General features: G+C 70.9%; 12 protein-coding genes. All 12 read right to left on the reverse strand.

The window, feature by feature from the left end; genetic code table 11:
• Nucleotides 1-52: 52 nt before the first annotated feature.
• On the reverse strand, nucleotides 53-2,707 hold the full coding sequence (locus tag PSEJ35_RS17470) for an N-acetylmuramidase domain-containing protein (RefSeq protein WP_198014178.1): 2,655 nt from the start codon (nucleotides 2,705-2,707) through the stop codon (nucleotides 53-55).
• Between the two features lie 72 nt (nucleotides 2,708-2,779).
• Nucleotides 2,780-3,376, reverse strand: a complete 597-nt coding sequence (locus PSEJ35_RS0110300) for a DUF2939 domain-containing protein (protein ID WP_051412643.1) — start codon at nucleotides 3,374-3,376, stop codon at nucleotides 2,780-2,782.
• Nucleotides 3,377-3,378: 2 nt separating this feature from the next.
• Nucleotides 3,379-4,065, reverse strand: coding sequence for a DUF2461 domain-containing protein (locus PSEJ35_RS0110305; protein WP_028917717.1), 687 nt, complete (start codon nucleotides 4,063-4,065; stop codon nucleotides 3,379-3,381).
• Nucleotides 4,062-5,501 carry an exodeoxyribonuclease I gene (sbcB, locus tag PSEJ35_RS0110310; protein WP_028917718.1) on the reverse strand — a complete coding sequence of 480 codons (1,440 nt, stop codon included), beginning with the start codon at nucleotides 5,499-5,501 and terminating at the stop codon, nucleotides 4,062-4,064. Before sbcB ends, PSEJ35_RS0110305 begins: the two co-directional genes overlap by 4 nt.
• A 10-nt stretch (nucleotides 5,502-5,511) precedes the next feature.
• Nucleotides 5,512-6,891, reverse strand: a complete 1,380-nt coding sequence (locus PSEJ35_RS0110315) for an NAD(P)/FAD-dependent oxidoreductase (RefSeq protein WP_037083071.1) — start codon at nucleotides 6,889-6,891, stop codon at nucleotides 5,512-5,514.
• 7 nt (nucleotides 6,892-6,898) lie between these two features.
• Nucleotides 6,899-8,167: a kynureninase gene (kynU, locus tag PSEJ35_RS0110320; protein ID WP_028917720.1), complete on the reverse strand. Its 1,269-nt coding sequence runs from the start codon at nucleotides 8,165-8,167 to the stop codon at nucleotides 6,899-6,901.
• A gap of 22 nt (nucleotides 8,168-8,189) precedes the next feature.
• Complete coding sequence (locus PSEJ35_RS0110325) at nucleotides 8,190-8,753, reverse strand: 3-hydroxyanthranilate 3,4-dioxygenase (protein ID WP_028917721.1); 564 nt, start codon at nucleotides 8,751-8,753, stop codon at nucleotides 8,190-8,192.
• 35 nt (nucleotides 8,754-8,788) lie between these two features.
• On the reverse strand, nucleotides 8,789-9,454 hold the full coding sequence (gene can, locus PSEJ35_RS0110330) for a carbonate dehydratase (RefSeq protein ID WP_024868844.1): 666 nt from the start codon (nucleotides 9,452-9,454) through the stop codon (nucleotides 8,789-8,791).
• Nucleotides 9,455-9,508: 54 nt separating this feature from the next.
• A complete protein-coding gene (locus tag PSEJ35_RS0110335; protein ID WP_028917722.1) occupies nucleotides 9,509-10,144 on the reverse strand; it encodes an FMN-binding negative transcriptional regulator in 636 nt (211 codons plus the stop codon).
• A 13-nt stretch (nucleotides 10,145-10,157) separates the two neighbouring features.
• Nucleotides 10,158-10,454 carry a hypothetical protein gene (locus PSEJ35_RS0110340; protein ID WP_028917723.1) on the reverse strand — a complete coding sequence of 99 codons (297 nt, stop codon included), beginning with the start codon at nucleotides 10,452-10,454 and terminating at the stop codon, nucleotides 10,158-10,160.
• Nucleotides 10,451-10,753: a hypothetical protein gene (locus PSEJ35_RS0110345; protein ID WP_028917724.1), complete on the reverse strand. Its 303-nt coding sequence runs from the start codon at nucleotides 10,751-10,753 to the stop codon at nucleotides 10,451-10,453. The genes PSEJ35_RS0110340 and PSEJ35_RS0110345 overlap by 4 nt, the downstream gene beginning before the upstream one ends.
• An 85-nt stretch (nucleotides 10,754-10,838) precedes the next feature.
• On the reverse strand, nucleotides 10,839-12,239 hold the full coding sequence (gene asnS, locus PSEJ35_RS0110350; RefSeq protein ID WP_028917725.1) for an asparagine--tRNA ligase: 1,401 nt from the start codon (nucleotides 12,237-12,239) through the stop codon (nucleotides 10,839-10,841).
• Between the last annotated feature and the right edge of the window lie 101 nt (nucleotides 12,240-12,340).

Here is a 12,340-nt window from a genome sequence, read left to right on the forward strand (position 1 = left end):
GCTGCCTTCCACGTTGCCACCGCCTCCGAGAGGGGCCGGGCGGGGCCTCCGCTCAGGCCTTGTGGATCAGGTCGAACACCAGCCGCTGCAGCGCCTTGTCGTCGTCGAGGCTGCCGTGGGTGGTGGCCTCGGTGCGGCGCGTGGCGCGGCCATCCAGCGTGGTCGCGCTGGGCAGGCGCGCGATGTCCGAATGCGGGCTGGGCACGGCGATGGTCTGCGCGCCCCAGGGCAGGGTGGCGCGCGCCGGCACCAGGTCGCGCTCCAGGCCGAGGATCGGGGTTTCCTTCTTGTCCTCGAACGAGCGCGAGACCAGGTACAGCAGTGAGTGGCCGTAGGGCTTGCAGGTGGGATCGGCGCGCTCGGCCGCGTCGGTCAGGTGCGCGACCAGCAGCTTGGTCCCGGTCTTCAGGATGGCCCTGCCGAGGGTGCGGTCGAACTCGTCCACCCGCACCGCCGGTGCGATCAGGCTCACCGAGCGCAGGTCGAAGCCGGCGGCGATCGCGGCCGTGCCCAGGTGCGAATGCAGGATGCCGCCAGCCGAATGCCCGACCAGGTGCAGGCGGATCTTCGGCAGGCCGTATTCGCGGGCCTTGGCCTTGTACAGGTCGAACAGCATGCGTACGCCGGAAGCGGGGTTGCTGCTGATCTTCGCCGCGTTCTCCTTCATCTCGTTCCACAGCGGCCGGCCCAGCGGGCGGGCGATGCCCTCCACGCGCTGGTTCCACCATTCCTTCCAGGCGTCCTTGACCCGGTCCCAGCCGCCAGCGGCGCGCGCCTGCTCCGGCGCGATCCGGTCCTCGATCAGGTTGCCGATGGTCTTGATCGCGCCGGTCTCCCACATCAGGAACACCGGGAAGATCCTCTCGTCGTACAGCCGCGGCACCCACAGCCGCGCCGCGACCGCGGCCGCCTCCTCGTCATTGAGGCCGCCGTGCGCGTAGATCGCCACGTCCACCGCCTGGTTGGCGCGCACGCCCCACTTGCGGCAGGCCTCCTTGAGGTGGATCCGCAGCAGCGCGTCGATGTCCGATTCCTGGGTGCGGAACTGGCCGCGCTGGCTCAGCCGGCCGTTGTTCTCCATGTTGATGATGAACGGGCTCAACTCGTGCGCGGCGAGGATCGGGTTGCTCGACACCACGCCCTTGCCGGAGGCATCGGTGCGCAGCGAGGTCGCGTCGGCGATGGCCTCGTGCTCGGCGGTGACCACGCCCAGCTGCGCGACCCAGCAGTCCATCGCGTTCTCCAGCCAGTCGCTGTAGCGCAGCACGGCCAGCCCGCCCTTGCCCCAGGCCGGGCCCCAGGAGTTGTGCACGATGAAGCCGTCGCGGGTGTAGCCGACGATGGCGAAGGCGTGGCCGGCGTCGGGATTGCCGGTCATGCGCCGGATCACCGGCAGGTCGCCGGGGTTCTCCGGGCGCGGCACCGCCTCGTCGCCCAGCAGTTCCTCCCAGCCACCGTGGGTGAATGCGCTGGCGAAGAGCGCGCCGACCTGGTCGATGGCCACGTGCATGTCGCGCAGCGAGCGCGGGTCGATGCGGTAGTAGGCGCCGAGCGGGCGCTTGATCGCATCGGTCCACCAGTCCTCGCTGGCCTGCGTCTTCGGCCTGGGCATGTCGCTCTTCGGCCACAGCCGGGCGCTGCTGGCGCCGTGCCGCAGCCAGCCCTTGAGCGCGCCGCGCAGCGAAGAGCCGGTATCGGCTTCCGGGCCACCGTCGTCGTTTTCGGCCCATTCGTCGTAGCGGCGCGCCATGCTGTAGAGCATGTGCGGCGAGATCGGTTCGACGTGGCGGCCGGCGCGCACCAGCAGGTATTCGATCACGGTGGCCAGCGCGTAGCCGGTGCAGGCGCTGGTCGTACCCTGGTCCAGCACCGGACGCACGTCCGGCGGGTAGCGCACGTCGGCCGGGGCCGAGGCGACGCTGGGCTGGAACTCCCAGTCGCGCAGGTCCACCGCGTCCGGGCGCACGTTGAATACGCGGCTGGTGCGCTTGCGCGCCGTGCCGGCGGCGGTGAGCTCCAGCATCTCCAGCGGCGCCAGTTCCGGCCGGCCCGGCGCGACCAGGGCGCGCGGGGAGGGGGCGCCGGACGCGCGGCGGCGACCGCGCGCAGGCGCCGTCGCCGTGTGGCGCGCGTAGGCGGCGGCGATCTTCTCGTCGTAGCGGTTCTGGCGGTAGCCGGGGCCGTTGTAGAGGCTGGCGAACTTCGCCCAGTCCTTGCGCCGCAAGGGCTGGATCAGCGGCGAGCCCGGGCGCGCGAGCAGGTTGGCGAAGGCTTCCAGCTGGCCCTCCGCGCCGGAGGCCTGCGCCTCGACGAAGCAGCCGACGCTGTCGAAGCCGCACAGCGCGTAGTTGAAGCCCATGATCTGGAACATCCCCCAGCTGGCCGACTGCATCGCCGCTTCCGGGTCCAGCGCCGCGGCGCGGTCGAGCCGCTTCCATTCACCGGCCAGTGAGCCGGAGTACTGCTTCCGGTCCCACTTCGGATGGCTGAGGTTCGGATGCGTGGCGCTGTAGCGGCCGGCGGTGAGGCGGTGGAAGACGTGGCCCTCGAACAGGATCTTCGGGCGCCGGTCCGGCGCGGGGAGGAAACCTGAACCGCTCGACTCGACCTCGGCGATCGCCTTCAGCGCGGCCGGCTCCACCTGCAACCTGGCCGCCAGCTGCTTCCACATCGCTTCGCTGGCCGTACGCGTGAGATCGGTGTCCATGCGGCGCTCCACTCCCTTGGGGGACAACGGGGACTACGCATGCGGGCCGTGGCGCAGGCCACGGGCCGCGGGTCACTGCATGTAGGCCGACAGCTCGCGCGGCAGGCGGATGTCGACCAGGCGCCAGCGCAGGCCCTGGCGCTCGAGCACGAACACGGTTTCGCCGCCACCGGCGTGGTGTACGGTGGCGCTGAACCGCGACAGCGATTCGTAGCGGTGGCTGGCCTCGCGCAGCGGGCGCGCCGGTTCCGGCGTGGCCTGCAGGCCGCTGCCGCGGGTATCGCCGCTGGCGCGCTTCCACACCGCGTGGCCCTGCAGCAGCGCGCCGATCCCGGCGGGGGTGACCAGGGTGTCCACCGCGGCGCGGCTCACGCCGCCGGCGGCGGCCAGCGCCAGCATGCCCAGCGGATGGCTGGCCACGTCTTCGCCGGCCTCGCGCACCAGGCGGTCCTGCAATTGCGCTTGCAGGCTGGCGCGCAGCCGCGGGAAGTCGACATGGCGTTCCAGCGCGGCGGTGTCGCGTTCGGCGATCGCCTGTTCGATGCCGCGCACCGCCAGCCAGGGGCCGGCAGCCAGCCATGCGGCCGCCAGCAGCAGTGCCAGCGTCGCCAGGCCGACGATCCAGCGCCACGGGGTGGGGCGTGAGGCGGCGGCGGGGCGCGGTTCCATGGTCAGAACTCCAGGTCCAGTGCGGCGCAGAGGTAGTCGACGAACGGGCCCAGCGCGGCCAGGTCGGCCTCGAGGGTCTTCCGCAGCCGCGGCCCGGTCATCAGCGCATCGTCCAGCGGCCGCCAGAATACCCAGTTGCGGTGCTTGAGGTCGTCGATGAATTCGAAGTCGGCCGGGAAGCCGCGCGGTGCCCGCGACAGCACCTCGCTGTCGTCCAGGTTGAAGCGGCGGCGCAGCTTCGGGTCGTGGGCGACGCGCTTCCAGGTCGAGGGGTTGTCGAGGATGAACTGGCGCACCTTGCGCTGGGTGTCCGGCTCCGGATGCCACAGCCCGGCGCCGACGAAACTTTCGCCCGGCTGCAGGTGGATGTAGAACGACGGCGCCGGTACTTCGCGGCGGCGCTCGTGGAACAGGCGCGCGCCCTGCCAGCTCTTGTACGGCGACTTGTCGCTGGAGAAGCGCGCGTCGCGGTGGATCCGGAACAGCGAGCCGCCGACCGTGCGCGGGTCGGCGCGGAAGTACGGGCTGACCGCGGCCAGTGCCGGCTGCAGGTCGGTGATCAGGCGCAGGAAGGGCTGGCGCACGTGCGCCTCGTAGTCGGCGCGGTGCGCCTCGAACCAGGCCTTCTCGTTGTGGCGGGCCAGGCCGCGCAGGAACCTGAAGCTGGCGTCGCTGAAATAGCTGGTCATAGCGTGTCTTGCAGTTCGCGGCCCCACTGCTCGAGCTGGTCCAGCAGGACCAGGCGGCTGCCGTCGCCGGCATGCACGCCGCGCAGGGTGGCGATTTCCTCGAAGAAGCGGGCGAAGGTGTATTCGGACAGGCCGCTGTCCTGCTGCAGGCGGTAGCGGCGATAGTCGTCCCAGCGCTCGCGCTCGGCCGGGCCCAGGGTCTGCGGCCAGTTGCGCGCGCGGTAGCGGAACAGCAGCTCCGGCAGGCGCGGGTCGCGGAACTCGAAAGTGCGCGTGGCCAGTTCGGCCGGCGAGGTGGCGCGCACCTGGCTGCACAGGCGGCGGTCGCCGTCGCCGCAGAAGCCGGCGTACAGCGAGCCGTCGACGTCGCCGCCGTCGCGCTCGCGGCCGGCGGCGAATACCTGGCGGGCTTTCTCGGCCAGTTCCGGCGCATGCGCGCGCAGGCGCCCGGCGCGGGCGAGCAGGGTGTCCGGCTCCAGGCCCAGGCGCTGGAAGTCCGTCGGACGCAGGTGCGCCCACGGCACCAGCATCGGCGAGCGGTTCAGGTGCACTTCCTTCAGCGGCACGCGGGCCACGCCTTCGGGCAGGTCGGCGGCCGGGGTGTAGAGGCGGTCGGCAATGCCGGCGGCATCCTGTTCCAGCAGCGCGTCGACGTCGCCGTCCAGGTCGAACACGATCACCCGGTTGGAGACCGACGGGTGCACGGCCAGCGGCAGCACCACCGCCGCGCACATGCGCGCGGCCGGATAGCGCTGCGACACGTGCAGCACCGGCTGCATGGCGAACGGATCGAGCAGGCTGGCGGCGTGGCGCTTGTCACGCAGGCGCAGCGCGTAGTCCCACAGCCGCGGCTGCGCCTGGCGCAGCTTCCGCGCCAGGCCGATGGTGGCGTAAACGTCCGACAGCGCCTCGTGCGCATCGCCCTCGCGCACGTCGTTGGCCAGGGCCAGGTGCTCGAGCTTGAACGAGGTGGCGCCGTCCTCGCGCCTGGGCCATTCGATGCCTTCCGGGCGCAGCGCGTGGGCCAGGCGCAGCACGTCGAGCAGGTCCCAGCGCGAGTTGCCGTTGCGCCACTCGCGCTCGTACGGGTCGAAGAAGTTGCGGAACAGGGTGTGGCGGACGAACTCGTCGTCGAAGCGCAGCGAGTTGTAGCCCAGGGTGCAGGTGCCCGGGCGAGCCATCTCCTCGACGATGCGCGCGGCCGCTTCGGCCTCCGGCAGGCCTTCGCGCAGCGCCTGCTGCGGGCTGATGCCGGTGATCATGGTGGCGGCCGGGGAGGGCAGCAGGTCCTCGGCCGGCCGCACGAACAGGCTGACCGGCTCCTCGACCTGGCGCAGCTCCGGATCGGTGCGCACCGCGGCGAACTGGGCGATGCGGCTGCGCCGCGGGTCGGCGCCGAAGGTCTCCAGGTCGTAGAACAGGAAGCTGTCGCTCATCCGTGCGTCCTCATGCCGCATCCTGCAGCACCGGCAGCGCATCGTGCACCTGCCGGTCCAGCGCGTCCCAGTCCAGCCCGGACAGGTCGCCGCGGCCGGCGGTGGCCTGCTCGAGGATGCGCCGCTGGATCGCGCTGCGTTCCAGCGCCACCGCGTACGGGATGCGCATGAAGGTGACCATGGTGTAGTGCGGGACGAAGCGCGCCGGGTGGCGTTCCTGCAACGTCCGCTCCAGTTCGCGCTGGAGCAGGAAGTCCGGGTCGTCGACACGGTCGCGCATCTCGATGTAGTTCTCCAGGGCCATGGCCTGGATCGCGCGGGCGTTGGGTTTGCGCTCGGCCTCGAAGGCGGCGAACGCGCTGGCCAGGTCGCCGGCATCGCGTTCCATGGCCTCGGCCAGGGCGACGCAGTCCTCGAAGGCGCAGTTCATGCCCTGGCCGTGGAACGGCACCATCGCGTGGGCGGCATCGCCCAGCAGCACCGCGCGGTTGCCCAGGTGCCAGCGGTCCAGGTACAGGGTGCCGAGCAGGCCCGGCGGGTGGTGTTCCCAGTCCCGTTCCAGGTCCGGGATCAGCGGTAGCGCGTCGGGAAAGTCGCGCTCGAACAGGGCGCGCACCTCCGCGCCGCTGCGCACGCTGGCGAAGCTGGGCTCGTCGCCGTCCGGCGGGCCGTGGTTGGGCAGGAACAGGGTGACGGTGAAGGTGCGCTCGTCGTTGGGCAGAGCGATGCACATGTAGCGCCCGCGCGGCCAGATGTGCAGCGCGTGCGGCTCGATCATGAAGCCGCCGTCCGCTGCCGGCGGGATGGCCAGTTCCTTGTAGGAATGGTCGAGGAACTCGGTGCGCTCGCCGAAGCCGGCCTTGCGCACCATCTCCGCGCGCAGCGCCGAGCCGGCGCCGTCGCTGCCGACCAGGGTCTCGAAACGGATGTCGTGCGGCTGGTCGTCGCGGTCGTCGATCAGGCGCGCGTAGCCGGCGTCGAAGTCGACGGTGTGCAGGCGGCGGTGGAAGTGGATCCGTGCGCCGGCACGCTCGGCCGCTTCCAGCAGGGTGATGTTGAGGTCGGCCCGGTGCACCGACCAGATCACTTCCGAGTCGTCGCGGCCGTAGCGCAGCAGCTGCAGCGAGCCGTCCAGGCCGTGGACCATGCGCCCGCGCATCATCACCGCCTGGCGCATCACCTGGTCCTCGACCCCGGCGGCGCGCAGCGCGTGGCGGCCGCGCTCGGCCAGGGCCAGGTTGATCGAACGGCCGGACTCGTAGCCCTTGATCCGCGGGTCGCCGCGGCGTTCGTACACATCCACTTCCCAGCCGCGTCGCGACAGCAGGATCGCCAGCAGCGAACCGGCCAGGCCGGCGCCGACCAGGGTCAAATGCCGGCGGCCGCCGATGTTACGTTCAGAAGCCACGCCAGTGCTCCACTTCCTCGACGAAGCGCAGCACGTCGGAATAGCGGTTGTAGAGCGGCACCGGGCTGATCCGGATCACGTCCGGTTCGCGCCAGTCGCCGAGGATCCCGGTGTCGCGCAGGTACTCGAACAGCGCGCGCCCGCGTTCGCGCCCGCCCGCCACGCGCAGCGACAGCTGGCAGCCGCGGCGTTCGGGCTCGGCGGGCGTGACGATCTCCAGCACGTCGCCCAGGCGCTGGCGCACCAGGCTGTCGAGGAACCCGGTCAGCTTCTCCGACTTGGCGCGCAGCGCGGCCATGCCACCGGCGCGGTCGAACAGGTCCAGCGAGGCGCGCAGCGGCGCCATCGCCAGCACCGGCGGGTTGGACAGCTGCCAGCCTTCGGCACCGGCGGCGGGCACGAACTGCGGCGCCATGAGGAAGCGGGTCTGCGGATCGTGGCCCCACCAGCCGGCCAGCCGCGGCGTGCCGGCGTGGGCGTGGCGTTCGTGCACGAAGCAGCCGGCCACCGCACCCGGCCCGGCGTTGACGTACTTGTAGTGGCACCACACCGCGAAGTCGGCATCGCTGTCGTGCAGCGCCAGCGGCAGGTTGCCAACCGCGTGGGCCAGGTCGAAGCCGGCAACCGCGCCCTGCGCGTGCGCCAGCCGGGTGATCTCGGCCAGGTCGAAAGCCTGGCCGGTGCGGTACTGGATGCCGGGCCACAGCACCAGTGCCAGGCGCGGGCCGTGCACGGCGATGGCCCGTTCGATGGCCTGCATCGAGATCGTGCCGGCCGGCTCGTCGGCCTCGACCTCGACCAGCGCCTCCTGCGGGTCGAAGCCGTGCAGGCGGACCTGCGACTCCACCGCGTGGCGGTCGGACGGGAACGCGCCGGCCTCGATCAGGATCACCGGCCGCTCGCGCGTAGGCCGGTAGAAGCTGGCCATCATCAGGTGCAGGTTCACCGTCAGCGTGTTCATCGCCACCACTTCGCCGGGCCGCGCGCCGACCAGGCGCGCCAGCGGCTCGCGCACCAGGCGGTGGTAGTGCATCCACGCGGTGTCGCCGCTGAAGTGGCCTTCGACCGCCTCGTTGGCCCACTTGTCCAGCACCTCCAGCACCTGCGCGCGCGCGCCGCGCGGCTGCAGGCCCAGCGAGTTGCCGACGAAGTAGGTCTGTTCGCGGTCGCGGTGCTTCGGGATCAGGAACTCGTTGCGGAACGCGCGCAGTGGATCGGCGGCGTCCAGGGCCAGGGCGTGGGTGCGGGTCTGCGGCATCGGGTCTTCGTGGTGGAAGGGGTCAGGTGATGTCGGCGAGCGAATCGGGGTGCGCCGCGGGCTTTGCCGGACGCGGGTTGAGGTACCCGCAATGGCGGCAGGTGCGGCGCTCCTCCGATCCGTGGAAGCGCTCGAATACGGGCGGGAAGTCCCGCTCGATGTCCCGTAGCTGGAAGTACTCTTCGTACAGCTTGTGGTTGCAGCGTTCGCAGTACCACAGCAGGCCGTCGAGCTCGCCGGGCAGGCGCCGGCGCTCGATCACCAGGCCGACGCCACCGGCCATCCGCTGCGGCGAATGCGGCACGCGCGGTGGCAGCAGGAACACCTCGCCGGCGCGGATCGGGATGTCGCGGACCGCGCCGGGACCGCCTTCGGGATCGTCCTGCACGCGCAGCACCATCTCGCCCTCGAGCTGGTAGAACCACTCCGGGCCTTCGTCCCAGTGGAAATCGTTGCGCGCGTTGGGGCCGCCGACCACCATCACGATGAAGTCGCCATCGTGGATGCACTTGTTGCCGACCGGTGGCTTCAGCAGGTGGCGGTGCTCGTCGATCCAGGCCTGCAGGTTGAGGGGGGCGGGCAGCATGGGGGTTCCTGCGGGAGGCGCCGGCCGGCGCGGGGTCAGCGGATCTCGCGGTCCTGGCAGATGCGGGCCAGCGCCGCTTCGTACTTCGGCTCCAGGTCCTCGATGCGGTCCACGTCCATGCCCAGGTGGTGGACGCGGCCGTCGCGCAGGCTGTAGACCCAGCCGTGCACGGTCAGGTCCTGGCCACGGTCCCAGGCGTCGCGGATCACGTGGGTCTTGCACACGTTGACCACCTGCTCGAGCACGTTGAGCTCGCACAGGCGCGCATGCTGGACCTCGGTGCCGCCGGCCGCGTGCAGGCAGCCTTCGTGGTGTTCGGCCACGTCGGTGACGTGGCGGATCCAGTTGTCGACCAGGCCCAGGCGCTGGCGGGTGAGGGCGGCATACACGCCGCCGCAGCCGTAGTGGCCAACGACGAGGATGTGCTTGACCTTGAGCACGTCCACCGAGAACTGGATCACCGACAGGCAGTTGAGGTCGGTGTGGACCACGACGTTGGCGACGTTGCGGTGGACGAAGACCTCGCCCGGGGCCATGTCGATGATCTGGTTGGCCGGCACGCGCGAATCGGAGCAGCCGATCCACAGGTACTCGGGCGCCTGCTGCTTGGACAGTCGCGAGAAGAAGCCGGGGTCCTCGGCGCGTATGCGCTCGGACCAGGCATGGTTGCGGCGGATCAGTTCGTGGAGGTCGTCGGCCATGCCGCCATTATCACAGACCGGAGCGTGCCTGCCGCGTGCCTTCACGCCGCGCGTTCACGTTGGACCGCGACGGGACAGGCGATCGGCCATCAATGCCGCGACCTCGGTCGCGTTTTCGCCCGGCACTCCACGCAGGCCGTCGATGGCGCCCTGCACATTCGCAGGCGGATGGTTCTGGTTGAGCTTGAACTTCAACTCGATCCGGCTGGCCACGAAGCGGAAGCCGACGATCCCGCGCAGCTGGCGGCGCTCGCGCGGGTCGTCGTGGTCGTAGCGCCAGCGGCCGCCGACGCCGGGTTCGAAGCGTTCGCCCAGGCGGGCGACGATCGACGCCAATGCGGCTTCGTCGTGCAGCGGCTCGAGCGTGCCGTACAGGTGCGCGGCGGCGTAGTTCCAGGTCGGCACGCGCGCCATCTCCGCCTTGTCCGGATACCAGTCCGGCGAGATGTAGTGGTGCGGGCCGTGCACGACCAGCAGGGCAGGCCCGGCGTGGCCGGCCTGCGGGTTGGGCCTGGCCCAATGGCCTTCCAGCCGCACGCGTTCGCCGTCGCGGGCGTAGAGCACCGGCAGGTGAGTGGCCAGCGGCAGGCCGTCGGCGCCGGTGGTCACCAGGGTGGCGAAAGGATCGCGCGCCAGCAGCCAGTCCAGGCCGGCCAGGTCGGTTTCGGCGAAGGACGGTGGCGTGTACACCGTCGTCCCCGCCTCAGGCGCGGCGGCCGAGGCTGACGTTCATCAGCGGCAGCAGGCCCTCGTCGCTGTCGGCGCGCGGCGGGGCGACCTCGTCCAGCGAGAAGCCGCGCTCCAGCGCGTCGTCCTCGTCCAGGCCGTCGAACTCGACGTAGCCGGCGTCCAGCAGCATCGAACGCGCGGTGTCCTCGCTGTCGTAGGTGTGCAGGTTGCCTTCGTGGTCGAGGACCTCGGCGGTGCCGGCCTCGCGTTCGCGCAGCCGTGCCCAGAGCAGTTGGCGGCCGAGGGTGGCGATCCACCAGGTGTCGTTCATGCAACCTCCGAAAGCAGCCAGAGCAGGGCCGCCATCGACAGGCCGGCAATGACCGTGAAAAGGGAAATGCGCGCCGGCGTGGCCAGCCCGCTGAGCGAGCTGTCGCGCACGGAGCGGTAGCCGCCGCTGAGCAGCCAGCGCAGCGCCGCCGGGGCGATGAAGGCGCCCGGGCCGAAGTCGGCCCCGGTGCCGGCGTGGCGGTCGCGGATGTGGACCAGGGTCAGCGGCCAGAAGATCACGAAGGCGGTGGCCCCGGCGATGGCCACGCCTACGAAACACAGGGCGAAGAACAGGAGCATGGGAGCCGGGATTCGTGATTCGTGATTCGTGATTCGAAAAAGGCACTGGCCCGCGTTACGTCACGGATGGCGGAGGCCGGGAGCCTTAGAACTCGGCGCTGCCGGGGGTGCGCGGGTAGGCGATGGCGTCCCGGATGTTGGCCAGGCCGCAGACGTAGACCACCAGGCGCTCGAAGCCCAGGCCGAAGCCGGCGTGCGGCACGCCGCCGTAGCGGCGCAGGTCGCGGTACCACTGGTAGTGCTCGGGCTCCAGGCCGAACTGGGCCATGCGCGCGTCGAGCACGTCCAGGCGCTCCTCGCGCTGGCTGCCGCCGATGATCTCGCCGATGCCCGGGGCCAGCACGTCCATCGCCGCGACGGTCCGGCCGTCGTCGTTCAGCCGCATGTAGAAGGCCTTGATGTGTTCGGGGTAGTTCATCACCACCACCGGGCGGCCGACGTGTTCCTCGGTCATCCAGCGCTCGTGCTCGGTCTGCAGGTCCAGGCCCCATTCCACCGGGAACTCGAACTTCTTCCCGGACGCCTGCAGCAGCCTGATCGCCTCGCTGTAGTCGATGCGTTCGAACGGCGCGTTGATGAACGACTCCAGGCGGGTGATGGCGTCCTTCTGCACGCGTTCGGCGATGAAGGCCATGTCGTCGGCGCGCTCGGCCAGCACCGTGCGGAACAGGTACTTGAGGAAGTCCTCGGCCAGGTCGGCGTCGGCGGCCAGGTCGGCGAAGGCGACCTCCGGCTCGATCATCCAGAACTCGGCCAGGTGGCGGGTGGTGTTGGAGTTCTCGGCGCGGAAGGTCGGGCCGAAGGTGTAGACCTTGCTCAGGGCCAGGGCATAGGCCTCGACGTTGAGCTGGCCGGACACGGTCAGGAAGGTTTCCTTGCCGAAGAAGTCGCGCGAGAAGTCGACCTCGCCATCCTTCGTGCGCGGCAGGTTGGCCAGGTCCAGGGTCGAGACCCGGAACATCTGGCCGGCGCCCTCGGCGTCGGAGGTGGTGATGATCGGGGTGCTGATCCAGTAGAAGCCGCGCTCGTGGAAGAAGCGGTGCACGGCCTGGGCCAGGCAGTGGCGGATGCGGGTCACCGCGCCGAACAGGTTGGTGCGCGGACGCAGGTGGGCGTACTCGCGCAGGTATTCCAGTGAGTGCTGCTTGGGCTGCATCGGGTAGGTCAGCGGGTCCTCGACCCAGCCGACGACCTCGATCCTCGAGGCCTGGATCTCGAAGCTCTGGCCCTGGCCCTGCGACGGCACCAGGGTGCCGGTCGCGATCACCGAGCAGCCGGTGGTCAGGTGCTTGACCTCGGACTCGTAGTTGTCGAGCGTGGCCGGGGCCACCACCTGGATCGGGGCGAAGCAGGATCCGTCGCTGACATTGACGAAGCTCAGCCCGGCCTTGGAGTCCCGGCGGGTGCGCACCCAGCCGCGGACCGTGACCTCGTCGCCCGCGGCGACCTTGCCCGCGAGCGCATGTTCGACGCTGACCACCGTCATGGCTTGAATCCTTGTGTCCTGGAGCCCATCTGGGAAGGGCGGAAGTGTAGCGGCTGCGCCCCCGCGGGCGCGAGCCGCCGCGCCGCTGCGTTCCACCCGGA

Origin of the sequence: Pseudoxanthomonas sp. J35 (assembly GCF_000513995.1) — a bacterium.
GTDB lineage: Bacteria > Pseudomonadota > Gammaproteobacteria > Xanthomonadales > Xanthomonadaceae > Pseudoxanthomonas.